General features: G+C 32.9%; 20 protein-coding genes and 1 tRNA gene. 17 read left to right on the top strand and 4 right to left on the bottom strand.

Annotated elements, in window-relative coordinates; translation table 11 throughout:
* Positions 1-15 precede the first annotated feature (15 nt).
* The 7 genes from BG262_RS03570 (at position 16) to adhE (ending at position 10,382) form a co-directional block, all read left to right on the top strand.
* Entirely contained in the window at positions 16-411 is a 396-nt protein-coding gene (locus BG262_RS03570; protein ID WP_070787511.1) for a hypothetical protein, read from the top strand.
* A 555-nt stretch (positions 412-966) separates the two neighbouring features.
* The gene (gene mutL, locus BG262_RS03580; RefSeq protein ID WP_070787513.1) at positions 967-2,985 is read left to right on the top strand and encodes a DNA mismatch repair endonuclease MutL; all 2,019 of its coding nucleotides are present in this window, start codon (positions 967-969) and stop codon (positions 2,983-2,985) included.
* 235 nt (positions 2,986-3,220) lie between these two features.
* Positions 3,221-3,805: a Holliday junction branch migration protein RuvA gene (gene ruvA / locus BG262_RS03585; protein WP_070787514.1), complete on the top strand. Its 585-nt coding sequence runs from the start codon at positions 3,221-3,223 to the stop codon at positions 3,803-3,805.
* Positions 3,806-3,870: 65 nt separating this feature from the next.
* On the top strand, positions 3,871-4,875 hold the full coding sequence (gene ruvB / locus BG262_RS03590; protein WP_070787515.1) for a Holliday junction branch migration DNA helicase RuvB: 1,005 nt from the start codon (positions 3,871-3,873) through the stop codon (positions 4,873-4,875).
* 21 nt (positions 4,876-4,896) lie between these two features.
* The gene (locus BG262_RS03595; RefSeq protein WP_070787516.1) at positions 4,897-7,128 is read left to right on the top strand and encodes an HAD-IC family P-type ATPase; all 2,232 of its coding nucleotides are present in this window, start codon (positions 4,897-4,899) and stop codon (positions 7,126-7,128) included.
* Positions 7,129-7,137: 9 nt separating this feature from the next.
* Positions 7,138-7,578: a low molecular weight protein-tyrosine-phosphatase gene (locus BG262_RS03600; protein WP_070787517.1), complete on the top strand. Its 441-nt coding sequence runs from the start codon at positions 7,138-7,140 to the stop codon at positions 7,576-7,578.
* Positions 7,579-7,781: 203 nt separating this feature from the next.
* Positions 7,782-10,382, top strand: coding sequence for a bifunctional acetaldehyde-CoA/alcohol dehydrogenase (gene adhE, locus BG262_RS03605; RefSeq protein ID WP_070787518.1), 2,601 nt, complete (start codon positions 7,782-7,784; stop codon positions 10,380-10,382).
* A gap of 173 nt (positions 10,383-10,555) precedes the next feature.
* On the opposite strand, the gene BG262_RS03610 is transcribed toward adhE, so the two are convergent.
* Entirely contained in the window at positions 10,556-11,536 is a 981-nt protein-coding gene (locus tag BG262_RS03610; protein ID WP_070787519.1) for a hypothetical protein, read from the bottom strand.
* 109 nt (positions 11,537-11,645) lie between these two features.
* Here BG262_RS03610 and BG262_RS03615 point away from each other — a divergent pair, with 109 nt between their 5' ends.
* The gene (locus BG262_RS03615) at positions 11,646-12,215 is read left to right on the top strand and encodes a GDSL-type esterase/lipase family protein (RefSeq protein ID WP_070787520.1); all 570 of its coding nucleotides are present in this window, start codon (positions 11,646-11,648) and stop codon (positions 12,213-12,215) included.
* Between the two features lie 193 nt (positions 12,216-12,408).
* Here the strand turns inward: BG262_RS03615 and BG262_RS03620 are convergent.
* A tRNA-Cys gene (locus BG262_RS03620) sits at positions 12,409-12,479 on the bottom strand.
* Between the two features lie 248 nt (positions 12,480-12,727).
* On the opposite strand from BG262_RS03620, the gene rpsB reads away from it, so the two are divergent.
* From rpsB to BG262_RS03635, 3 genes are all read left to right on the top strand, one after another.
* Positions 12,728-13,513 carry a 30S ribosomal protein S2 gene (rpsB, locus tag BG262_RS03625; protein ID WP_070787521.1) on the top strand — a complete coding sequence of 262 codons (786 nt, stop codon included), beginning with the start codon at positions 12,728-12,730 and terminating at the stop codon, positions 13,511-13,513.
* 175 nt (positions 13,514-13,688) lie between these two features.
* Positions 13,689-14,723, top strand: a complete 1,035-nt coding sequence (tsf, locus tag BG262_RS03630) for a translation elongation factor Ts (protein WP_070787522.1) — start codon at positions 13,689-13,691, stop codon at positions 14,721-14,723.
* A 121-nt stretch (positions 14,724-14,844) separates the two neighbouring features.
* Positions 14,845-16,587 (top strand): septation ring formation regulator EzrA, encoded by a 1,743-nt coding sequence (locus tag BG262_RS03635; protein WP_070787523.1) that lies wholly within the window; start codon positions 14,845-14,847, stop codon positions 16,585-16,587.
* A 77-nt stretch (positions 16,588-16,664) separates the two neighbouring features.
* Here BG262_RS03635 and recF read toward each other — a convergent pair whose 3' ends face one another.
* Complete coding sequence (recF, locus tag BG262_RS03640) at positions 16,665-17,777, bottom strand: DNA replication/repair protein RecF (protein WP_070787524.1); 1,113 nt, start codon at positions 17,775-17,777, stop codon at positions 16,665-16,667.
* On the bottom strand, positions 17,778-18,128 hold the full coding sequence (gene yaaA, locus BG262_RS03645) for a S4 domain-containing protein YaaA (protein ID WP_070787525.1): 351 nt from the start codon (positions 18,126-18,128) through the stop codon (positions 17,778-17,780). It abuts the gene before it with no gap.
* A 135-nt stretch (positions 18,129-18,263) separates the two neighbouring features.
* Here yaaA and yfmF point away from each other — a divergent pair, with 135 nt between their 5' ends.
* From yfmF to BG262_RS03675, 6 genes are all read left to right on the top strand, one after another.
* Positions 18,264-19,547: an EF-P 5-aminopentanol modification-associated protein YfmF gene (yfmF, locus tag BG262_RS03650; protein WP_070787526.1), complete on the top strand. Its 1,284-nt coding sequence runs from the start codon at positions 18,264-18,266 to the stop codon at positions 19,545-19,547.
* A complete protein-coding gene (gene yfmH, locus BG262_RS03655; protein ID WP_070787527.1) occupies positions 19,534-20,817 on the top strand; it encodes an EF-P 5-aminopentanol modification-associated protein YfmH in 1,284 nt (427 codons plus the stop codon). The genes yfmF and yfmH overlap by 14 nt, the downstream gene beginning before the upstream one ends.
* A gap of 85 nt (positions 20,818-20,902) precedes the next feature.
* Positions 20,903-21,787, top strand: coding sequence for a helix-turn-helix domain-containing protein (locus tag BG262_RS03660; RefSeq protein WP_070787528.1), 885 nt, complete (start codon positions 20,903-20,905; stop codon positions 21,785-21,787).
* Between the two features lie 20 nt (positions 21,788-21,807).
* Complete coding sequence (gene pgsA / locus BG262_RS03665) at positions 21,808-22,359, top strand: CDP-diacylglycerol--glycerol-3-phosphate 3-phosphatidyltransferase (RefSeq protein ID WP_070787529.1); 552 nt, start codon at positions 21,808-21,810, stop codon at positions 22,357-22,359.
* 1,073 nt (positions 22,360-23,432) lie between these two features.
* Positions 23,433-24,119 (top strand): sensor histidine kinase, encoded by a 687-nt coding sequence (locus tag BG262_RS10725; RefSeq protein WP_158006638.1) that lies wholly within the window; start codon positions 23,433-23,435, stop codon positions 24,117-24,119.
* Positions 24,120-24,127: 8 nt separating this feature from the next.
* Positions 24,128-24,892: a response regulator transcription factor gene (locus BG262_RS03675; protein WP_070787531.1), complete on the top strand. Its 765-nt coding sequence runs from the start codon at positions 24,128-24,130 to the stop codon at positions 24,890-24,892.
* The last annotated feature ends 95 nt before the right edge of the window (positions 24,893-24,987 follow it).

Consider the following 24,987-nt stretch of genomic DNA (forward strand, 5'->3'; position numbering starts at 1 on the left):
TTTTGGGGGAAAAATATGACTTTTACACTTAATTCACTTTCAGTGGTAGCGATTGTTTTTTCGCTTCTCTATATTCTAATGATATACTTTACTAACCGTAAAGTGCCTTATGAAAAATATTTTTTATTGGTTTTTGTATTTATAATTATTTTGTTTAATATTTATTATTATAGTAGTTACTTAAGCCAGGTTTCAAATGAAAACTACAATAAAATCAAAACTCCTACGGAAATTGTAGGGATAATTCTTTTTATACCTTTTGCAACATCTGGCATTAATTGGTTAATTAAAATATTTAAATTAGGAGCTGAATATAAAATTTTAACTACTCTTATATTTATAGCTTTCAATATCTTGTTATTTTTATTGTGGATGGTTGTTTTCACTGGTGTATTTTTGGGATTAGTATAATTTATATCATGGGGGATGTACGATGCCGTTAGCTCTATCATCAATTGGGGTCAGTATAGTTTTTGGAATAATTTACCTTATAACACTATATTCTATATGTCGAAGTTTGCCAAAAGGAAATTATTTCTTTTATTCCTTCGCCATTATGCTGGTAGCTTTTTTACTTATTTATAATTATAAATATTTAGGAAATCAAATTGGCTACAATGTAGAAAGTTTTAATAGATTAGTTTATATCATGTCATTAATCTTATATTTACCAATTCTCATTTCTTTCATCAATCTTGCTGTTATAGTCTTTAAAGGTAAATACAAATTTAAGATATTAACTTCAATCCTCTGTATATTTTTAGCATTCATTTTATGGTGGATTTGGATAATTATGTTTATGATTTTATTTATGGGCTTTGTCTAGTGATAAATACAAATTGATAATATTTACAAGTATTAGTTTCTTAAGTAAGATAGCTAATACTTTTTATTTAAAATGAAATTAAAGTGGTAATTGCTGAATTTTGATATAATGAAGTAAGTATTTAGACAAGGAAGTGAATTATGGCAAAAATTATAGAATTAGATGCAAATTTAGCCGATAAAATTGCTGCTGGTGAGGTTGTTGAACGACCAGCGAGCGTAGTAAAAGAATTAGTAGAAAATGCCATAGATGCAGGTAGTAGTCAGATTACTGTTGCCGTTGAAGAGAGTGGTCTCAAATCTATTAGTGTGACAGATAATGGTGAGGGAATTAGTGCTGATGATGTTAAACTTGCCCTTAAACGTCATGCAACTAGTAAAATAAAAACAGCAGACGATCTTTTCAGGATTAGAACACTTGGATTCCGAGGTGAAGCCATGCCATCTATTGCCAGTGTAAGTGAGATGACTATCGAAACAAGCGTAGGAACAGAAGAAGCAGGGAGCTATTTATATTCAAAAGGTGGTAATATCGAAACCTTTAAACCTGCTGTTAAAAGGGCTGGTACAAAGATTACTGTTGAGAATCTCTTCTTTAATACTCCAGCTCGTTTGAAGTACATGAAGAGTATGCAGGCAGAGCTTTCTCACATTACTGATGTTATAAATCGACAAAGCTTAGCCCATCCTGAAATATCATTTACTTTAATAAATGATGGTAAGCAAATGATGAAGACAGCAGGTAATGGCGACTTAAAGACTGCGATAGCTGGGGTTTACGGAGTTGCTACTGCTAAAAAGATGGTGGAAATTTCTGCTAGTGATTTAGACTTTGAGCTCAAAGGATACGTTTCATTACCAGAACTTACACGCGCTAATCGAAACTATATTACCGTTCTAATAAATGGACGATATATCAAAAATTTCCTTATAAATCGCGCCATCGTTGACGGATACGGAAGTAAACTGATGGTCGGTCGTTTTCCAGTGTCTGTCCTTGATATTAGACTTGACCCATTTTTAGCCGATGTAAACGTCCATCCAACCAAGCAAGAGGTACGCTTATCCAAAGAAAAAGAGTTGATGGACCTTGTAAAAAAAGCAATTTCAGAAGCTCTACAACCAGAAGTATTAATTCCAGATGCACTTGATAACCTCCAAAAATCAAGAGAAAAAAGGATTAAACCAGAACAAACTACCTTACCACTTACTAGTTCAAACCTCTATTATGATAAGGAACGCCATGATTTCTTTGTAAAAGATGATGTAAAGGAAGATGTTCCAAAATCATTTACAAGTAATCGTCAAGAAAGAACACCCTTTGAGAAAGAAAAAGACTTTTCAAGTCCTCAGACTCAAGAAGTGTCCGTTGTTGAAGAAGAGCTAGAAGTTAAGGAAGATATTAGTTCACCAGCAATTAAGTTTGCTACTAGGATTGATGAATCTGAAGATGATATCGAACATCCAGACTTTAAGTTTTCAGATAAAAAATCATTAAAAGAGTTTGGTACAATTTCAGATAAACTAGTTAACGAAGAAGAATCTACATTCCCTGAACTTGACTACTTTGGTCAGATGCACGGTACCTACCTTTTTGCCCAAGGTCGGGATGGTCTTTATATAGTTGACCAACATGCTGCACAGGAAAGAATCAAGTATGAATACTTCAGAGACAAAATTGGTGAAGTTGAAGATAAGCAACAGCAATTACTTGTTCCTTATATTTTCACCTTCCCAACAGATGATTTTATTTTGATAAAAGAGAAGTTGGATATTTTAGCTCAAACTGGTATTAACTTGCAAGAATATGGCGATAGGCAGTTTATCTTGCGTGAACATCCAACTTGGTTGAACGAATCAGAGGTTGAGGCTGCTGTCTATCAAATGATAGATATGCTTTTGACTTTAGGAAGAGTATCGGTCAAGGAATATCGAGCAGATTTAGCTATTATGATGTCTTGTAAAAAATCTATTAAGGCTAATCACTGGCTTGATGAGCTGAGTGCTCGTAAACTTATTGTTGATCTTGCTAAATGTAAGAATCCATACAATTGCCCACATGGACGTCCCGTGCTTGTTCATTTTACTAAGAGTGATATGGAGAAGATGTTTAGACGAATCCAAGAAAACCACCATGGTGGTTGGAATTTAGAGTTTTAATAATTGACAAAGGATGCAATATGTAATATTGTTTGTCTAATAAAAAATAATAATCATTATGGGAGGTTGTTATGGCAATTATCTTTACAGTTGGTAGTACGTTAGCACTTGCTTGGGCCTTATCTAAAGTTTATAAGGCATCAGTTAAAAAGTAACATTAAGAAAGGGCGGGCAGAAATGCTTTGCTTTTTTTGTTATAATAGATGAATACTTAATAGAGCATGAGGTTATAAAAATGTATGAATACTTAAAAGGAGTTTTAACTAAAATTACTCCTACTTACATAGTTGTTGAAGTTTCAGGAATTGGATATATCTTGAATGTCGCAAATCCATATAGCTACTCTCATTTAATGAATTCTGATGTGAAGATTTATGTACACCAAGTAATTCGTGATGATTCCCATAGTTTGTATGCATTTATGAATGAATCAGAAAAGAATCTCTTCTTGAAGCTGATCAGTGTTTCAGGGATTGGTCCAAAATCAGCTCTTGCCATTTTAGCTACAGCTGATAATGAAGGACTTGTTGAAGCAATTCATGCAAGTGATATTAAATACCTGACTAAATTCCCAGGTGTTGGTAAAAAGACTGCCATGCAAATGGTACTGGACCTTGAAGGTAAATTTGAAATTGTGGCAGGTACTGTTCAAGACCCTGTTGCTAATAATGAAAATGTGGAATTAGAAGAAGCAATGGAAGCTCTAGTTGCTCTTGGATATCGTGCAACTGAACTTAAAAAAGTTCGTACAAAACTAGAAGCAACTCAAGATACAACAGAAGGTTATATCAAGACTGCCTTAAGAATGATGATGGGATAGAACCCTTGGCCGATTTACTCGGTCTTTTCTTATGTTATAATGTTAAAAATAGGAGATTTTTACAGATGACAAATGAATTTTTAGATGCCCATGAGCATGATGAAGATACTTTCGTGGAGCTTTCTTTAAGACCACAGACTTTAAAACAATATATTGGACAAGATAAGGTTAAAGAGCAACTTGAGATATTTATTGAAGCTGCTAAAATTCGTGAGGAAAGTCTCGACCATGTTTTATTATTTGGACCTCCGGGTCTTGGTAAAACAACAATGGCTTTTGTAATTGCAAATGAACTTGGTGTTGGACTTAAGCAAACAAGTGGTCCAGCAATTGAAAAGCCAGGAGATTTGGTAGCACTTCTTAATGAACTTGAGCCAGGTGATGTACTGTTTATTGATGAAATTCACCGTATGCCAATGAATGTAGAAGAAATACTTTATTCAGCTATGGAAGATTTCTACATTGATATTATGTTAGGTTCAGGTGATGGTAGCCGAAGTGTTCACTTAGAACTTCCTCCTTTTACCTTGATTGGAGCTACTACAAGGGCAGGGATGCTATCAAATCCACTTCGAGCTAGATTTGGGATTTCTGCCCATATGGAATACTACGAAGTATCAGACCTTAAAGAAATTGTAATGAGGACTTCTGATATTTTCGATATGGAAATAACGGATGATGGGGCACTTGAGATAGCTCTTAGAAGTCGTGGAACCCCACGTATTGCCAATCGTCTTTTGAAGAGGGTACGTGACTATGCACAAATTAAAGGTGAGGGAATAATCGAAAAGGAAATTACAGATCGCGCCTTGACTATGCTAGATGTTGATAGAGCCGGTCTTGATTATGTCGACCAAAAGATTCTACGTACCATGATTGAAATGTACGGGGGAGGCCCTGTTGGTCTAGGTACTCTTGCGGTAAATATTGCTGAGGAAAGAGATACGGTGGAAGACATGTATGAGCCGTATTTGATTCAGCAAGGTTTCTTAATACGTACAAGACAAGGACGAAAAGCTACAAAACTTGCTTACGAACATCTAGGGATACCATATTTTGAGAATGACTAAGTAGATGGGAGAAGGGGGAGAATGGAATATTTAACTAAAGAACAAGTGAAAAATGCCAAGAAAAATGTGGACAAGGATAAGACCACTAGAAGTACTTGGGATATAATTCTTTCAAATACCTTTACTTTCATCAATGGTATGGTTCTGGTCATAGCATTATTCGTTGCTACTACTTTTAGATTTGAAAATCTGACTTTTGTCTTTGTTATTATTATCAATACCTTAATAGGTAGTTTTCAGGAGATTCGCTCAAAGAGAGCATTAGAAAATCTTCAGTTGCTTAGTAGAAGTAAATATAAGGTCAATCGTGATAATAAAACGGTTGAAGTATATTCAGAAGATATTGTTGAAGGTGAGTATCTTCATCTTAGCTTAGGAGATCAAGTCCCAGTTGATGGATATATAATTTCAGGCCAAATTGAAGTTGATGAATCTCTCCTTACGGGTGAAAGTGATAATATCCATAAATCAAAGGATGACCATCTTTTAAGTGGAAGTAATGTTGTAAGTGGTAGTTCTTTAATCAAGGTTACAGCAGTCGGTGCGGATAGCTACATTAATCAATTTGCTCAAAAGTCAAAGAGATTTAAAAAATATCCATCAGAACTGAGAGATAATCTTAATAAAATACTAAAAATAATTTCTCTTTTAATGGTACCAATAGCTTTACTGTTAGTTGTTAGGGGGATAAGTCAGGGTAGAACATACAATTCAATCGTTCTATCAACTTCTGGAGCTTTGATTGGTATGATTCCAGAAGGACTCATGCTCTTAGTTAGTGTATCCCTTGCCGTATCTGCCTATAAGCTATCAAAGAAAAAGGTCTTGGTTCAGGAACTTTATTGCGTTGAAACTTTAGCGCGCGTGGATACTCTCTGTTTCGATAAAACTGGAACCATTACTACGGGTCAAATGGAAGTTGTAGAGACATCTGATAAGGTTGAAGAAGTCTTGAAAAATTATCTTTCCTACTTTGATGATGAGAATGCAACTTCAATCGCCTTGAAAAACTACCTTAAGCTTGAAAAAAGTTGGCACGTAAGAAAAATCGGAGCTTTTTCTAGTAAAAATAAATATTCATTCATACAGGTTGAAGGAGAAGGTACTTACTTTTTTGGGGCGGATGAATTTTTAAATTTGAATGATTCAATACCGGAACATTATCAAGATATGAAAAAGCAAGGATTTCGTGTATTAACTTTAGTTAAGAGTTCAGATTATGTCGAAATTCCTGAAAATTTATCATATATAGGAAGTGTTGTTCTCTCAGATAAGATAAAAGAAAATACCAAAGAAACTTTTGAGTATTTTGAAAGCCAAGATGTATCAATTAAAATAATAAGTGGTGATAACCATTTGGCTGTCTTAGGTGTAGCAATTAAGGCAGGGTTTAATCCAAATGCTAAGGCTGTTGATATGAGCAAGGTAGAGCTTGATGATTTTGAGCGAGTAGTTCTTGAAAATGATATTTTTGGTCGAGTAACACCAACTCAAAAGGAAGCAATGGTTGAAATTTTGCAAAAGGATAAAAAGACAGTTGCTATGAGCGGAGACGGGGTAAATGATGTCCTAGCACTTAAAAAGGCGGATGTGAGTTTTGCAATGAATGGTGCAACAAGTGCAGCTAAAAGCGTATCAAATATCGTATTTTTAACTGATGACTTTTCTGTATTTTATGATATTTTGATGGAGGGTCGTCGTGTTATAAATAATATTCAGAAGGTAGCATCTTTATTCTTAACCAAGACTTTCTTTTCTATAATATTTGCAATTCTTTCAATAATATTTGCCCTTAAATTCCCATTTACACCAATCCAGTTTACTCTAATCTCTACTATAACTATCGGTATACCGTCATTCTTCTTAACCTTTGAAGAAAATAAAAATAAGGTTAAACCAGATTTTATGAAGTCGGTAATGACGAATGCCCTAGTCGGTGGTGGAACATTAGTGCTGGCAGTATTACTTACTAATATCTTTATTGATGATTCAAGTAAACTTGGAATAATTTGTATTAGTCTGGCGCTTCTCAACGGTTTGTTAATGATTGTCAGAGTGAGTAGACCTCTCAATCGTTATAAGATGGTTTTACTTATGTTTTTAACCATCGCAGCTATTATGGCAGTTGTAATTGATGTTTTCTATTTGGACAAAAGCCAACTTCCCTTCACCTTGTATGATTTTGTTATATCAGGATTGATGATGGGACTAGTAATTTTTGCACACTTTATTTTAGATAAGAAGGTTAAATAGGAGTATGAAATGAAAAAAGTATTATTTGTTTGTCTAGGAAACATTTGCCGTAGTACTATGGCAGAATTTGTTTTCAAAGATAAACTTGAAAAAAATGGCTTGTCTAACGACTACCATGTTGAGAGTAGAGCAACTAGTTCGTGGGAACACGGTAATCCAATCCATCAAGGAACTCAAAAAATTCTTAGGAAATATAATATAGATTATGATAAGAATAAAACTAGTAGACAGATCAGTAACCAGGACTTTAAAGATTATGATTATATTTTAGGAATGGATGATTCAAATATTGAAAATTTGAAATCTATGGCCCCTGCAGGGACAGAAGATAAGATTTCTCTCTTCTTAAAAGATGTAGAAATTCCTGACCCATACTATACGGGAGACTTTGAAGAAACTTATAGTTTAGTTGGACAGGCATCTGAGAAATTTATAGAAAAAATGCAGTAAAACTGTGTTTTTTTTGTGTTCTTTTTATTGTTATTGTGAAAGGTTTAACAATAATGAAAACGGTAACAAAATTGATAATAAAAGGATTTAAACGTCAAAGTATGTGAAGTTTTTAACATATTTACACAATCAACACTCTTTGATATAATAAGTTTGTAAAATAATTAACAAAGATTTTAGGATATATATAATAAGGAGAACAAATGGTAGTAAAGTCTGTAGAGGTAACAGAGGTTTCTGAAACTCAATTAATGATTGATGAGCTTGTAGGTAAAGCGAATCTTGCACTTGTAGAACTAGAAAAATTAAATCAAGAACAAATTGATCATATCGTCCATGAGATGAGCATGGCAGCTCTTGACAAGCATATGCTTTTAGCTAAAATGGCCGTTGAAGAAACTGGACGCGGAATATTTGAAGACAAAGCAATTAAAAACATGTATGCATCTGAATATATATGGAATTCAATCAAAGATAATAAAACTGTGGGTGTTATTGACCGTGATGATCAGGCTGGACTTGTTTATATTGCTGAACCAGTAGGTGTTGTTTGTGGAGTTACTCCAACAACAAATCCAACTTCAACAACAATCTTTAAATCAATGATTGCAATCAAAACTCGTAATCCAATTGTATTTGCCTTTCATCCATCTGCACAACAATCTTCTGCTGAAGCTGCTCGTATCGTTCGTGATGCAGCGATTGCAGCTGGTGCACCGGAAAATTGTATTTCATGGGTAACTAGACCAAGTATTGAAGCTACTAATTTACTTATGAATCACACTGGTATTGCCACTGTCCTAGCTACAGGAGGTGCAGCGATGGTTAAAGCTGCATACTCTACTGGTAAACCAGCATTAGGAGTAGGACCAGGTAATGTTCCAAGTTATCTTGCACCAGATGCGAATGTTAAGCGTGCAGTTAATGATTTAATTATTTCTAAATCTTTTGATAATGGTATGATTTGTGCTTCTGAACAAGCAGCAATCGTTGATAAAGAAATTTATGAGGATGTTAAAGCAGAATTTGAGGCTCATAATTGCTATATTGTTTCTAGGCCAGATGAACTTAAAAAATTAGAAGCAGCTGTTATGCTTCCTGATGGACATGCAGTTAATCCTAAAATTGTAGGTTATTCAGCTGAATACATTGCAAATCTTGCTGGCATTAAGGTACCTGCTGGAACTAAAATTCTTCTTGCTGAAATAAAAGATGCAGGACCTGATTATCCACTTTCACGTGAAAAATTATCACCAGTTCTTGCTTTAATCAAATCAGATGGAATTGAAGATGGTTTGGATAAGGCAGAAGCTATGCTTAATCTTGGTGGGCTTGGACATACAGCTGTAATTCATACAGAAGATGAAGATTTACAAATTCGTTTCGGTCTACGTATGAAAGCTTGTCGTATTCTTGTTAATACTCCTTCTGCAGAAGGTGGTATTGGTAACATTTATAACGAAATGATTCCATCACTTACACTTGGTTGTGGATCTTATGGACATAACTCTGTATCACATAACGTTAGCGCAGTAGATCTTATCAACGTCAAAACATTAGCAAAGAGAAGAAATAATATGCAATGGTTCAAACTCCCATCAAAAATTTACTTTGAAAAAAACTCAATTACTTACCTACGCCAAATTAAGGCAGAACGTGTAATGCTTGTATGTGACCCAGGTATGGTTCAATTTGGATATGCTGATTTAATTCGTAAACAGTTGGAAAAAAATCCTAATGATCCTAAAATTGAAGTGTTTTCAGATGTTGAACCTAATCCATCTACAAACACAGTATATAAGGGACTGGAAGTCTTCACTTCATTCCAACCAGATGTAGTAATTGCATTAGGTGGAGGTTCTGCAATGGACGCTGCTAAGGCAATGTGGATGTTCTTCGAACATCCAGACGTAAGTTTCTTTGGTGCTAAACAAAAATTCTTAGATATTAGAAAACGTGCTTACAAGATTCCTTACGCTGAAAAAGCTCAATTTATTTGTATTCCTACTACCTCAGGTACTGGTTCAGAAGTAACACCATTTGCTGTTATTACTGATAGCGAAGATCATACTAAATACCCGTTAGCTGATTATGCGTTAACACCTGATGTTGCGATCGTTGATCCTCAGTTAGTTATGAGTGTACCCGCAAGTGTAACAGCTGATACAGGCATGGATGTACTTACTCATGCTATTGAATCTTATGTCTCAGTAATGGCAAGTGACTATACTCGTGGTCTTTCATTGCAAGCCATTAAACTTGTATTTGACTACTTAGAAACTTCTGTTAAAACTGGAGATCCACTTGCTCGCGAAAAAATGCATAATGCGTCAACAATGGCTGGTATGGCATTTGCTAATGCATTCCTTGGTATAACTCACTCTATCGCTCATAAGGTTGGGGGCGCTTGGAATATTCCTCATGGACGTACTAATGCAATCCTATTACCACATGTAATACGTTACAACGCCAAAGATCCTCAAAAACATGCAATGTTCCCTAAATATGATTTCTTCCGTGCGGATACAGATTACGCCGATATTGCTAAGTTCCTAGGATTACCTGGAGAAACAACAGAAGAACTGGTGGAATCATTAGCTAAGGCAGTTTATGATTTGGGTATTGCAGTCGGTATTGAAATGAACTGGAAGTCTCAAGGACTTACTAAGAAACAAATGAATGCTGAAATTGATCACTTATCTGAAAAAGCTTATGAAGACCAGTGTACAACAGCTAATCCTAAAGAACCTTTAATTTCTGAGCTTAAAGGAATTATTGAAACATGTTATGACTATAAAGGCTAACCCTTTAATATACTAAAAATAATATTAAAAATATCAAAAGCTATCTCTAAAAATAGGATAGCTTTTTACGTGTATATAATTCTTCAGTAGATTAGCTGTAAAGGTGATAAATATATATAAAAGAGCCCAAGGCTCCTTTTAGTGATACGTATATGGATCAATCGTCAACTATGTTACTTTCCATTTCCGAATAAACCTTGGAGAACTTCGTTTATAGCATCAGAAAGTGTTTTTTGCACTTTTTCTGACGATATTACATCTTTCTCTGACACATTGGTCGGTTCATCCTTGCTATCTTCAGTGGAATAATCAAATGTCCCTTTGGTTGAAATTCCTTGATTATCTAATGCTCCTACAAGCTCAAATTTTGTAGTAAGCTTACCAGTTTTTGTATCCAATTTATTACTTAAATTTAAAGCGTCTATATTATTTTTGTTTTCATTCCAAGCTTTTTGCACATCTTTTATTTCTTTAGATTTACTACTATCTTTTTCTTTCTCAGAATCTTTTGAAGCCTTGGTGATTATTTTATCAATTTTATCTTTATCTAAATTGAATGTAATAGATCCATCTTTTTGTTGGAAATCCTTTTTATCAGTTGCTTTCTCATATATGGATAAATCAAAATTACTGCTTACGAAGAATTTAATAATTTCAGTTTGGTAGTCAACGATACTATTACCTGTTACTTTGTCAACATCAGTTTGTTCCAAATATTTATCTTTCAAGTTATCGTTTAACTTGTCTTCAACTTTTTTTATAGTAGATTCTGGTAAGAGATTAGCAGCACCTTGTTTTTTCAAACCAGATGTTAATGCACTACTGACCATATCAGCACTGAGATAAGATTTATTACCGTCAAGTATACCTTTATAAGAGATATCACCTGATTTCACAGTATAGTTACTAGTCTTTCTATCCTTGCTTGTTAAGATAGTAACCTCAATAGGGGTGTTAATTTCAATGAATGTGGAAGGCTCCTGCGTATTAACCTTTAATTCATCAAATTTGACCTTGAGGTTAGTTTGATTTTTTTTGCTATCATTTTGAAGTGTCTTTACAAAAGTTGCACCGTTGCTTTGACCACATGCTGTAAGAACAAGAGCACCAGCTAAAGTAAAACTTGTAAAAATAGTTTTGGTTGATTTTTTCATATCTTCCCCCTAATATAATCTATATAAACATTTTAACATATTAGACTTTTTATAGTTGAAAAAGTAAGTTAGTACCATAAATTAATTTTTAATTAGAAGGGAATAAGAAATGAAAATTCAATTAACTGGTGATAGTTTAATGGCTCGGAACGAGGGTTTGACAGAACCCGCAATCAATGAAGCTTTGAGAAATAGAATTAATGATTTAGAGATAGTTAATACTGCTGTTTGTGGCGAAAATTCAGGAGCACTTTTAGAAAGAATTGATTCTGAAATTTTAGCTGTAGAAAAAGCACAAAAAATTTTTATTATCATTGGTACCAATGATCTTGCAACTAATAAACGCGTATTTGCAGATCAATATGCAAAAAATTTACAATCTATAATAATGAGATTAATTGAAAAATATGATAGAAATAATGTATTTTTTCTATCAATTCCACCAATTGATGAAGATAAACAGAGATATAGAAGTAATTTATTGATTAATGAATATAATAGGGTGCTGAAGGAAGTGTGTTTGAGAAATAATTGTCACTATTTATTATTCAATGAAAGACTTAATCAATTTGAACCAAAAGAATTACTTGATATATTAGAAGGAAGTATGGATGATGGACTTCACTTTGGTTTGAAAGGGTATCAAATAATGGCAGATCTAATATCAGAAGAGCTATAGATAAAATATCATAAGTTAAAATTTGCAAAAAAAAATCCTGAAAATCAGGATTTTTAAATAGATTAATTAAAAAAGAAATAACCTTGTCCAAAATTATTTCATCTTTTATTCATCTTTATTTATGTTTCAAAAACAAAAACCCTGTATTTACAGGGTTTTAACGTAAATAAACAACTATAAAAGGTGCTTTATAAGGCGGTAGACGGATTTGAACCGACGATCAAGCTTTTGCAGAGCCGTGCCTTACCACTTGGCTATACCGCCGTCTAATTGACAACATTAGTATTATACATTGTTAATATGGTATTAGTCAAGAGTAAAATATAATATAATTAGCAAATACTTTACCTAAATCACTTGAAATACAGATAATTATGGGTTATAATGGTTAAGCTGTTAAATCAGCAAAATATTTCACATCTTGAAAGGATTGTCTCGCATGTGCCGTTAGGTCTGCTTGGCAAGTTGAAAATCAAGAGAGGAAAAAAACAAAATTAAAGGAGACTTGCAAAATGGCAGTCATTTCAATGAAACAACTACTTGAAGCAGGTGTTCACTTCGGTCATCAAACACGCCGTTGGAACCCTAAAATGAAACCTTACATCTTTACAGAACGTAACGGAATCCACGTTATCGATTTACAAAAAACTGTAAAAATGGCAGACACAGCGTATAACTATATGCGTAATGCTGCAGCAGAAGGTGCAATCGTACTTTTCGTAGGTACAAAAAAACAAGCAGCAGAAGCTGTTAAAGAAGAAGCAACTCGTGCTGGTCAATATTACATTAACCATCGTTGGTTGGGTGGAACTCTTACTAACTGGGGAACTATCCAAAAACGTATCGCACGTCTAAAAGAAATTAATAGAATGGAAGAAGACGGAGTATTCGAAGTACTTCCTAAGAAAGAAGTTGTTTTACTTAACAAACAACGCGACCGTCTTGAAAAATTCCTAGGTGGTATTGCTGATATGCCACGTATCCCTGATGTAATTTATATCGTGGATCCACATAAAGAACAAATCGCTGTTCAAGAAGCAACTAAATTAAATATTCCAATCGTTGCTATGGTTGATACAAATGCTGACCCAGATCCAATTGATGTAATCATTCCTGCAAATGATGATGCTATTCGTGCCGTTAAACTTATCACAAGTAAAATGGCTGATGCTATCATTGAAGGACGTCAAGGTGAAGATGCTGGTGAAACAGTTGAAGCTCAATTAGCAGCTACTGATACAGTTTCTGACGAATCAATTGAAGAAATCGTTGAAGTTGTTGAAGGAGATAACAACTAATTAGTTGTTTAATCTTAAAAATGATGAAACGCTGAGGCGGGGCTTTGGCCTCGCCTTGTTTTAATATAGAAGTGCTTTCTTAAGACTTCATCGATACGTGCGATAAAACAAATCGCTTGCCATCTATCATAATAGATGACTTAAAATTGTAAAAAATTACAGAGGAGAATATAAAATGGCAGTTACTGCAGCTCAAGTAAAAGAATTACGTGAAAAATCTGGTGCCGGTGTTATGGATGCTAAAAAAGCATTAGTTGAAACTGACGGAGATATGGAAAAAGCAATTGAACTTCTTCGCGAAAAAGGTATGGCTAAAGCAGCTAAAAAATCTGATCGTGTAGCAGCAGAAGGACTTACAGGAGTTTACGTTGATGGTAACTCTGCAGCAGTTGTAGAAGTTAACTCTGAAACTGACTTTGTAGCTAAAAATGAGCAATTCGTTAACCTTGTTAATGAAACAGCAAAAGTTATTGCTGAAGGTAAACCAGGAAGCGTAGAAGAAGCATTAGAACTTAAAACAGCTTCAGGTGATACATTAGCAGAAGCTTATGTAAATGCTACAGCTACAATTGGTGAAAAAATTTCATTCCGTCGTTTTGCTTTACTTGAAAAAACTGATGACCAGCATTTTGGTGCATACCAACATAATGGTGGACGTATTGGTGTTATTAGTGTTGTTGAAGGTGGAGATGATGCTCTAGCTAAACAAATTTCAATGCATATTGCAGCTATGAAACCAAATGTTCTTTCATACAAAGAACTTGATGAACAATTTGTTAAAGATGAGTTAGCTAAAATTAACCATGAAATTGAACAAGATAACGAAAGCCGTGCAATGGTTAACAAACCAGCTCTTCCATTCCATGAATATGGATCAAAAGCTGAATTAACAGATGAAATCATTGCTAAAGCTGAAGAAGATATCAAAGCTGAACTTGCAGCTGAAGGAAAACCAGAAAAAATCTGGGATAAGATTGTTCCTGGTAAATTAGCTCGTTTCATGCTTGATAACACTAAAGTTGACCAAGAATATACTCTTCTTGCTCAAGTTTACATCATGGATGATAGCAAGACAGTTGAAGCTTACCTTGATTCAGTAAACGCTAAAGTAATAGAATTTGCTCGTTTCGAAGTTGGTGACGGAATTGAAAAAGCTGTAAATGATTTTGCAGCAGAAGTTGCAGCACAAACAGCAGCAGCAAGCAAATAAAGATGTTTATTAAAAGGCATCTCCAAACGGAGATGTTTTTTAAATTTAACTACCATAACCATGAAAATTATGGTATAATTTATGGAGCAAAAAAGACTAACTAGTATTAGGGGAATTATACATGCCAACAACAGTTATTTGGGTTTTAGTAGCCCTCGCGGTTGTTGCCATTGCAGCATATATTTTAATAATGATAATGCGCAAAGGTAATGAAAACCGTATCCACAAATTAGAAGAAGAGAAGGAAAAATTACTTGACCTTCCTATTCAAGATGAAATTGATGCCGTTAAAAAGATGCATTTAGTTGGTCAAAGTCAGAATATTTATCGAGAATGGAATCAAAAATGGATTGACTTGTCATCTAATTCCTTCGCAGATTTAGAAAAACATTTATTTGATGCTGAAGAGTTGAATAACCATTTTCACTTTTTAAATGCAAGAACAGAAATTGATGCATGTGAAAAGCAACTTGATTTAATGAAAGATGATGCGGGAAACATTCGTGGAGCTATTTCTGAATTAGCCGCTCAGGAACAACGTAATAGTACAAAAATTCAAGAGTCACTTGACTTGTATGAAGGACTTCGTAATGAAATTTCTGAAAATGCAGAAGCATATGGGACTACAATTGGTGAAATTGAAAAACAATTAAATAATATTGAAGAAGAATTTACTAATTTTGTAACGTTGAATTCAACAGGTGACCCAATTGAAGCAGCAGAAGTTCTTGAAAATGCAGAAGAACATACAATTGCTCTTGGAAATATTACAAAAAGAATTCCCGAAATCGTAAAAACAATTGATGAAGAATTCCCACGTAAAATATCAGAACTTAACGAAGGATATGATAAGTTTGAAGAGTTAGAATATAAACTTCCAGCAACTTTGGATTTCAAACAAGAAATTAGTAATATCCAAGATCGTATGAAATCATCAACTGAATTTGCTGAACGTTTTGAACTTGATCGCGCTGAATCTGAAATAAAATTAATTAATGATGATATTAATGAACTTTACGAGGTTTTTGAATCAGAGTATGCAGCAAGCAGGTTAGTGGAACAAAATGCTGGTTCAATCAAAAGTTATATCGACCATACTCGTGATAATAACAAAAATCTTCTCCTTGAAATCGATCATGTGTCTCAAAGTTACGTATTAACTGGAAATGAAATGGGACAAGTTCGTGCATACCAAGCTCAAATTGAGCAAGCAAGTAACGATGCAGAAGAATTGTTAGAAGATATTGCTGAAAATACAGAGGCTAACTCAGTATTCAATAGCCGCTTGAAAGCTATTCAAGGTTTACTGGAAGAAATCGAAGATAATCAATTGAAAATTAATGATTCTCTTTCTAGACTTAAGGTATCAGAAAAAGATGCACAAGTTAAAGCTGATGCTTTTGATATTGAACTTCGTACAATTAAACGTTATGTTGAAAAGTTAAATTTACCAGGATTACCAAAAGAATACTTAGATTTATTCTATATGGCTACATCGCGTGTTGAATCTCTTTTCAAAGAACTTAATAAAGTACGAGTAAATGTTGATACTGTTAATCATTTACTAGATATTTCTAATGAAGATATGAATGTATTAGAAGATGCGACAGATAAGCTTACTGATGATGCAAATCTTGCGGAACAACTTATTCAGTACTCAAATCGTTATAAAACTACAGACGGCGAAGTTGCTAAGGCATTTAACCGAGCAGTACAAGTTTTTGATAATGAATGGGATTACGGAAAAGCAAGAGAAGATATTTCAACTGCTCTTGAGCAAGCAGAGCCAGGTTCGGTAGATCGTATCAGTAATTTCTATTTTAATAATAAAGAAGTTCCTGATTATAAAGGAATAAGAAGATAAAAAGAAGTTAATTTTAACTTCTTTTTTTTTAATTTATTCTTACAGTTTTTGTATAGAAAAAAAGAACTAAGATTGTCTTAATTCTGTTCAATAATTTCACCATTTTCAACTTGAAATATTTGCATATTGGTAGGTAGATTCTTTAAGTGATCTAGTGTTGTAGTTGTAACAAACGTTTGAGTTTTACCAATTATTGCCTCAAGTAAATCAAGTTGACGTGTATTGTCTAGCTCGCTCATTACATCATCCAAAAGTAAAATAGGATATTCGCCAGTTTCCTCAAAGACCAGATCAATTTCAGCCAATTTTATTGATAAAGCTGTAGTTCGTTGCTGACCCTGAGAACCAAAATCTCCAACGTTAATATCATTAATAAAAAATTCGAGGTCATCTCTATGTGGTCCTAAAAGAGTCTGATGACGGAAAATCTCTTTTGAGCGTATGGCAAGAAGTTGCTCGTGAAAATCAGCCTCGATTGCTTTTAAATCTGGATTAGCTATTGAGAATTTAAGACTTGATTTGTAGTTGATAGTCAACTTTTCTAAGCCATGGCTCAATTTACTATGAAGTTCCTGTGAAATTCGTTCTAATTCCTTAATAAAATTCAATCTATGTTCGATCATCTTGCTTCCATACTCAATAAGTTGGTCATCAAGAACTGATAAATATGTTTCGTCAATATTTGCTTGATCAAATTTCAGATAGGCATTACGTTCTTTCAAAATCTTATTATAACGAATTGAATCATATAGATATAAAGGTCGAATTTGTCCAATTTCCATGTCAATAAAGCGTCTGCGAATAGCAGGACTCCCTTTTATAATTGACAGGTCTTCTGGAGCAAACATGATGACATTCATTTGACCAATATAGTCTGCGACCTTTTGCTGGCGAAGATGATTGACCTTAGTAACTCTTCCTTGTCTGCTCATGATAATTTCAAGAGGAGTATTGGTATTTCGCTTCTCAACTGTTCCAGAGACCTCCATATTATCCGACTTCCAAGAAAGTAAGTCCTTATCGGAAGATGTTCTATGACTACGAGTCAAGGCTAGAAAGTAGATACTCTCCAAAATGTTAGTCTTCCCCTGTGCATTTTGACCTAAAAAAATATTTAAATTGGGGTGAAATTCAAGAGACAATTGCTCATAGTTGCGAAAGTTCTTGAGGGAAATATTTTTCAGTTTCATCTATCTCATTCCTGGGAAACGTGGTTTTGTTGGTTTCTTTGTAACCTTTTTATTTTCCTTATTCATCTTGGCTACAATTTCTTTCACTCGTTTTTTTTCTTCCAATTCTTCAGCATGTTCTGCTTTTTCCTCTTCACTTGGAGCTTCAATGTGGATTTCAATACCAAGCTCTGGAAAAATTAAGACATCTTTTGGATAAAGTTTTTTACCACGACGATTCTCATGTTCATCATTTAAAATTACAGTGTTTTCAGCTAAGAAAGCTTTTGCGGCACCACCGCTACTTATTATATCAATCTCTTTAAGCAATTTGCCAAGAGTGATAAATTCATCAAATAATATATAGTCCATGAACCTATTTTACCACAAATAATTCTATATTCTTAAGAGCTAGTTTAAATATTAGTTTTTATTAACTATCAAATAAAAATCAAATAGATTACTCTTAAATTTGATATAATAGGAACATCACTTGAGGAGAAAAATATGCAGTTAAAAAAAGGTGTAAACCTTAACATTATTAAACAAACAAAATTTAAAACCGTAAGTATAGTTATGCGCTTTAGAACGGAACTAAAAAAAACTACGGTAGCTAAAAGAATGTTAATATCTAACCTTTGGGAAACAAGCAATGCAGTGCTTAAAACCAATCGAGATTTAGATTTAAAGCTTTCAGATATGTACGGTGCAAGCTATGCGACTACAGTATCAAAGAAGGGGCGCGAACATTTTCTTAATCTTAATCTATCAATAGTTGATCCTATACTATTGAATGACGCTGATCTGCTGAAAGAAGCTATCATTTTTTTAAAAAATGTAATTTTTAATCCACTTCTAACAATTGAAGAAGGACAAATTTCCTTTGAAAAAGAGTCGTTTAAAAGAGAAAAGAAAAATTTGATTAAATATTTAGAAGCAACTGTTGAAGACCGTGCTTATTATGCAGGACAACGCTTAAACAAATTTTATTTTACAGATGAAAACATGCAGGTTGCAGGCACCGCAGATGCTGATTTAATAAGAAAAGAAACTGCCCAAACTACTTATGAATATTATAAAAAAATGCTCAGTGAAGATGCTGTTGATATCTTTGTTCTAGGTAATCTTGATGATAAAGCAATTGATTTAGTTGAAAAAAGTTTTTCTAATTTTGATTTTATTGACAGACAAGATAAAAGTGACTATTTTTACCAACAGGATATTAAAGATATGAAAGAGATCACTGATGAAAAAGATGCTCGTCAGTCAATAATTCAAATGGCCTATAACTTACCAATTAAATATGGTGATGATTTGTACATGGCTCTACAGGTTTATAATGGTTTGTTAGGTGGCTTCCCTCATTCAAAACTCTTCATGAATGTTCGAGAAAAGGAGTCTTTAGCATATTATGCAACAAGTTCTTTTGATTCTTTTTCAGGTATCTTAAGAATTCGTGCAGGAATTGAAGCAGAAGATAAGAATAAGACACAGTCACTGATTAATGAGCAAGTAGAGTCAATGAAGAATGGTGAATTTTCTGAACAAGAGATTGAACAAACTAAGAAAATGCTAGCTACTTCTTACCAATTGGCACAAGATTCTGCTAGAAATTTGATTGAACAATCTTTTACCAGAACACAGTTTCCAGATAAGTATATGGAAAAAGAAGAGTGGCTCGAAGCTCTTGAAAATGTGAAATCAAAAGACATTATTTCTGTTGCTAAATTGATTAAGCTACAAGTAGTATATTTCTTGAAAGGACAGGATTCATTTGATGAAGAAGATTAATTATAAGTTAACTGGAGATATCCTTTATCAAGATAAATTAGGAAATGGTTTGGAAGTATATTACCTACCAAAGCCAGAGTATAATAAGACTTATGCGCTTTTTTCAACTAACTTTGGCTCTCTTGATACCAGGTTTATTCCTAGAGGACAGGAAGATTTTGAATTATATCCTGAAGGAATTGCTCACTTTTTAGAGCATAAGCTTTTTGAAAAAGAGGCTGGAGATGTTTTTCAAGACTTTGGTAAGCTAGGAGCAGCAAGTAATGCATTTACCAGTTTTAACCGTACTAGTTACTTATTTTCAACAAGCGATAATGTTTATGAAAATATGGAAGTATTGTTAGATTTCGTCCAAGAACCCTACTTTACTCAAGAAAGTGTTGAGCGTGAACAGGGGATAATTACCCAAGAAATTCAAATGTATCAAGATGATGCTGATTGGAAATTATATTTTGGACTTTTGCAAAACCTTTATCCGGAATCTCCACTAGCTGATGATATCGCAGGGACTCCGTCTAGTATCAGAAAAATTACTGCAGAGCAACTTTATGAAAATTATTATACATTTTATCATCCAAGCAATATGACTTTATTTATTACAGGACCTTTTGATGTAGATAAAATGGCAAGTTTTATAGGTGAAAATCAATCTAAAAAAGAATTTCCACATGCTGAGCCTATAGCGAGAGCACCATTCGTTGCAGCACCTGTAATTAGAAGATCGCAAATTCAAATGGATGTAGTAAATCCAAAGTTTGCTCTAGGATTTAGAGGACAGGATAAACTTCCAATTGATGGAAAAAAACTTTTGGAGTATCGTCTATCAAATTACCTATTATTAACAATGTTAGTAGGAAGTACAAGTAAAAGATATGAACAACTCTATAACTCTGGTTTAATTGATGACTCTTTTGATTATAGTTTTGAGATGCATGATAGATTCCATATGGCCTCATTCACAAGTGATGGGGGAAATATGGAAGATCTTGATGAGATTCTAACTTCAGCTTTAATAAGTTTCAAGTCTGATGAGGATTTCAATGCCGAGCATTTGGAGCTTATCAAAAAGGATTATTTAGGAAATTACTATCAAAGCATGAATTCTCTTGAATTTATAGCAAATCAATTTTCTTCAAATATTTACCCAGATATAACATTTTTTGACTATCCAGAGATTCTTGCCGATATTGATATTAAAAAAATTGAAATGAATGCAACCCTCTTTATTGAACAAATGGAAAAGAGTATATTTGTTATTAGTCCTAAATAGGAAGTATATTTTTGACTTTTAAAAAATCTAAAATAATTGTATACTTGAATCAGTCAATTACAAAATACAGAGAAAGGGGGACTCGATGGAATCAAAAACAGCAGGCCAGATTCTTAAAGAAAAACGAGTAGAACGTGGATGGACTATTGATGATGCAGAGCAGGCGACACGTATTAAGAAGAGATATATTATTGCTCTTGAAGACGACGATTATGATGATATCCCAGGAGACTTTTATGTCCGTGCATATATAAAGCAGTATTCAGATCGTCTAGGGACAGACTACAGTCCGTTAATCAATTATTATGAGACCGGTGAATTAATTGGAGATAAAGATGAGTCTGAGCCTTCTTTTGAAGGACAATTAGAATATGACAATAATATTGATAATAATACAAAGGTTTCTGACCAAGATAATAATAATCCTATAAATAATATTCGCAATCATTTACCGATAATCTTGTTGTCAGGAACAGCACTTCTAATATTAATAGGTGTCAGTGCTATTGTTTTCTTTAATAGACCTAAAACATCTTTACCTACAGTAACTTCTAGTTCTTCAAGTCTCGTTTCTAAAGAGGAATCTCAAAAAGAAGAGCCAAAGGAAGAGAAGAAAGAGGAAAAACCTAAAGAAGAAGTAAAAACTAAGCTTGAAGCATCAGTTGAAGGTTCTGATATGCAAGTCAAAGCGACTAATGCTCCGAATCCTTTAAATATTGAAATTTCAGTTTCTAATGGTGTTGAATCTTGGATTTCAGTTACAAATTCTGATCAAGAAAATGGTCTTGTCCTAAATTCAAGCAAAAATTCAGTAACAGCTAAACTTAGTGATAATGCTCCGAATGCTGTCATTACTTTGGGAGTCGTGCAAGGAGTTTCAATCAAGGTTGATGGACAAGAATTAGATATGTCTAAACTAGCAGATCAAATGACTGGTACTGTTAGTTTAAATATAAATTATAAAAATTAAGAAAGTAAGAGGTTTCCTTGATGGAAATGAATCTACCCAATAAGCTAACTTTGCTACGAATAATTTTAATCCCCGTATTTATTATTATTTTGTCAATACCCTCTCCAACAGATGTATTTGGGATACCATTGATGCATCTTCTGGCAGCAATCATATTCGCATTTGCAAGTGCTACTGACTGGTTGGATGGATATCTTGCACGTCGTGATAACTTAGTAACCAACTTTGGTAAATTTGCTGATCCTCTAGCTGATAAAATGCTTGTTATGACAGCTTTCATCATGCTTGTAGGTATTAGTTTTGTTCCTGCTTGGATTGCTGCAGTTATTATTTGTCGCGAGTTAGCAGTTACTGGATTACGTTTATTATTGGTTGAAAATGGAGGGGCAGTCCTTGCAGCAGCAATGCCAGGAAAGATCAAAACAGCGACTCAAATGATTTCAATCATTCTGCTTTTATTAGGATTCCATACAGTTGGAACAATTGTTCTATACATCTGCCTATTCTTTACAGTTTATTCTGGATATGAATATTTCGCGAAAAATATGCAAGTGTTTAAAGATGTGAAATAATAAAAAAGACGATTATTCGTCTTTTTTGATATACGGCTTTTGATATATTTGGAATGTACTTATTCAAGACACGTTTTTATATAATTCAAGATAATAAATTTTTTTCTCAGAAATAAAATATATAATATAAAAAATTACTAGATATTATTAATTGAGTTTATTAACAAGATTAATATCCGTAATTTTAATTTGTAAGAAAGGGGTAAGCATATGCAAGATCATACAGGAAATATAATCACGTGCCTATTTTCATTTTTTAGAAAATGCGATTAGATAAAGGTATTGAAGAATATAGAAACAAGTGTTTTCGCTTTAATATTTAGAAAATACTAATTCATTGTTTTATGAACAACCAACGTTTCACTAGAAATTAAAGCAGCTAATTTAATATTAAAGTTTAAATGTATATATTATTTCTTATATAATTATTGTTAAAGTGTAGTAAATTGTTCATAGGAGGGAAGTACATGTTTCAGATAAGTTCTAAAGTATTTTTAGTAAATTTATTGACTGAATTGATAATTTATTTTATATTTTTTTCCTTAATAATTGGGAAGAGAAAAAAAGATATCTTAATAAGAAATATTTTTTTGATTGTATTAAACTTCTTTAGTACAGTGCTCATCTATGATATATATGAATTTATTCCAACGATAATATTAATTATTAGTATATATATTATGTATCGTGAATCAAATCCAGATTATTATTTAATGAATACAGTGCTTATCTCTAGAATAATTTTTAATTTTACTACCATAGTTGTAAGAGTCATGATTCTACCATTTATAATAAATTTAAAAGTGTTGAATATTTTTATTATTAGTACCGAAAATTTTATGGTATTAATTATATTGATATTAATTTTTTATCTTTGTAGGAAATATAATTTTGCTAACATTGTTAGGGATGGAAATTACACATTATCTATCCTCTCTGTATATATATTAATCATTTTGGAAAGTTTTTTTTACTTTGGAAGAAGAACTGGTACGACTAATACGATTATCCTTGGGTTTTCTATATTTTTATTATTGCAATTAATTTTTATTATAACAATTTTTATTATTCAGATGGAAAACTCTAAGACACGAGCTAAAAGAGAGTTAATTGATAATCAACTTAATAATTTGAAATATTATACTGATGAATTAGAACAGAATCAAAGAGAATTGAATAAATTTAGACATGATTATACAAATATAATGCTAGCTCTGAAAAGTAGTTACATAGATGGTACTATTAATCTTGCGATGATTGAAGACTTTGATAGATACTCTTCCAAGTATTTTGAGGGAGAGATTGTGGATTCTATGGGAGATTTGCTTAATATAGAGGATCCATTAATAAAAGGATTTTTATTCATGAAATTAGTGCAAATGAAGCATGATAAGATAGACTATGAATTTGAATGCAAAACAACAATATCCAAAAGTAATATTGAAACCCACGATATGATAAGAATCATTGGAAATAGTATTGACAATGCTGTGCAAGAAATTTCTATAATGGGTACTGGAAAAGTAGAAATATTTATATATCAAAACTCTGAAGAACAAGAATTTCTAATTGAAAATCCGTATATGAAGAATGATTTAGATATAGATTATTACATTGAGGAAGGTAATACTAGTAAGAAGGGACATTCAGGATTTGGACTATCTAACGTTAAGGAGATATCGGAAAAATATGATAATCTCTTTGTTCAATATTCTGCTACTGAAAAATTTTCTACTAGAATAATGATTATTATGAAATAGGAGGAATTATGAGCTATCCAATAATAATATGTGAAGACAACCAATCACAATTAAATATGCTACAAGGGATTGTAGAAAATTATATTATGTTTCATGGCGAGCACTTTCGTTTAGGATTAAAATCTCAAAATCCCGATGAAGTATTAAAATATATTTCAAATTATAAACCAAATGGAGGGATTTATTTTTTAGATTATGATTTAAGTCATAACCTTACGGGAATAGATTTAGCAGAGAAGATTAGAGCAAGCGACGTGCAAGCAAAAATTATATTCATCACAACTCATGGAGAAGTGGCACCTAAGACTCTTAAAAGGAGGGTCGAACCCTTAGCTTTTATAGATAAGAACCAAGGTTTTGATGAATTTAGAGCAGAAATTGCATCTAGTTTAAGTATAGCTCAAGAAAGAATTGCTTGTGCAAATATTATACAAGGAAGAAACTTTTCATTTAAGGTGGGTAGCCAAATTTACAATATAAAATTAGATGATATATTGTTTTTTGAGCCTTCGGGAATCCCACATCGATTAGTGTTATTAACCAAAAATGCAAAATTTGAATTTTATGGTAAATTATCAGAAGTGGAGAAAACAAATCTTGGTCTGTTTAGAATAAGTAGATATTGTATAGTTAATCCTGAAAATATCACATTAATTGATTATAAGACTCGTGATGTATATTTTGATAAAAAGATAAATAGACGTTTTTCTCTAGGAAAGGGAAAAAAGTTGAAAGAAATGATAGCAAACAGGGGAGTGAGTTTGGATTATTAATTTTAAGATATCTAATATATATATTAGATATTTTTTTAATGCTATCATATGCTCTAGTTATTCAGGATTATTAAAAGTCAATTGGTGATAAGATA

It is taken from the genome of Floricoccus penangensis, assembly GCF_001832885.1.
GTDB lineage: Bacteria > Bacillota > Bacilli > Lactobacillales > Streptococcaceae > Floricoccus > Floricoccus penangensis.

What these genes read in the sequence shown, in the direction of transcription:
- BG262_RS03570 (WP_070787511.1), top strand. Translation starts at nt 16, where the DNA reads ATGACTTTTACACTTAATTCACTTTCAGTGGTAGCGATTGTTTTTTCG.
- mutL (WP_070787513.1), top strand. Translation starts at nt 967, where the DNA reads ATGGCAAAAATTATAGAATTAGATGCAAATTTAGCCGATAAAATTGCT.
- ruvA (WP_070787514.1), top strand. Translation starts at nt 3,221, where the DNA reads ATGTATGAATACTTAAAAGGAGTTTTAACTAAAATTACTCCTACTTAC.
- ruvB (WP_070787515.1), top strand. Translation starts at nt 3,871, where the DNA reads ATGACAAATGAATTTTTAGATGCCCATGAGCATGATGAAGATACTTTC.
- BG262_RS03595 (WP_070787516.1), top strand. Translation starts at nt 4,897, where the DNA reads ATGGAATATTTAACTAAAGAACAAGTGAAAAATGCCAAGAAAAATGTG.
- BG262_RS03600 (WP_070787517.1), top strand. Translation starts at nt 7,138, where the DNA reads ATGAAAAAAGTATTATTTGTTTGTCTAGGAAACATTTGCCGTAGTACT.
- adhE (WP_070787518.1), top strand. Translation starts at nt 7,782, where the DNA reads ATGGTAGTAAAGTCTGTAGAGGTAACAGAGGTTTCTGAAACTCAATTA.
- BG262_RS03610 (WP_070787519.1), bottom strand. Translation starts at nt 11,536, where the DNA reads ATGAAAAAATCAACCAAAACTATTTTTACAAGTTTTACTTTAGCTGGT.
- BG262_RS03615 (WP_070787520.1), top strand. Translation starts at nt 11,646, where the DNA reads ATGAAAATTCAATTAACTGGTGATAGTTTAATGGCTCGGAACGAGGGT.
- rpsB (WP_070787521.1), top strand. Translation starts at nt 12,728, where the DNA reads ATGGCAGTCATTTCAATGAAACAACTACTTGAAGCAGGTGTTCACTTC.
- tsf (WP_070787522.1), top strand. Translation starts at nt 13,689, where the DNA reads ATGGCAGTTACTGCAGCTCAAGTAAAAGAATTACGTGAAAAATCTGGT.
- BG262_RS03635 (WP_070787523.1), top strand. Translation starts at nt 14,845, where the DNA reads ATGCCAACAACAGTTATTTGGGTTTTAGTAGCCCTCGCGGTTGTTGCC.
- recF (WP_070787524.1), bottom strand. Translation starts at nt 17,777, where the DNA reads ATGAAACTGAAAAATATTTCCCTCAAGAACTTTCGCAACTATGAGCAA.
- yaaA (WP_070787525.1), bottom strand. Translation starts at nt 18,128, where the DNA reads ATGGACTATATATTATTTGATGAATTTATCACTCTTGGCAAATTGCTT.
- yfmF (WP_070787526.1), top strand. Translation starts at nt 18,264, where the DNA reads ATGCAGTTAAAAAAAGGTGTAAACCTTAACATTATTAAACAAACAAAA.
- yfmH (WP_070787527.1), top strand. Translation starts at nt 19,534, where the DNA reads ATGAAGAAGATTAATTATAAGTTAACTGGAGATATCCTTTATCAAGAT.
- BG262_RS03660 (WP_070787528.1), top strand. Translation starts at nt 20,903, where the DNA reads ATGGAATCAAAAACAGCAGGCCAGATTCTTAAAGAAAAACGAGTAGAA.
- pgsA (WP_070787529.1), top strand. Translation starts at nt 21,808, where the DNA reads ATGGAAATGAATCTACCCAATAAGCTAACTTTGCTACGAATAATTTTA.
- BG262_RS10725 (WP_158006638.1), top strand. Translation starts at nt 23,433, where the DNA reads ATGGAAAACTCTAAGACACGAGCTAAAAGAGAGTTAATTGATAATCAA.
- BG262_RS03675 (WP_070787531.1), top strand. Translation starts at nt 24,128, where the DNA reads ATGAGCTATCCAATAATAATATGTGAAGACAACCAATCACAATTAAAT.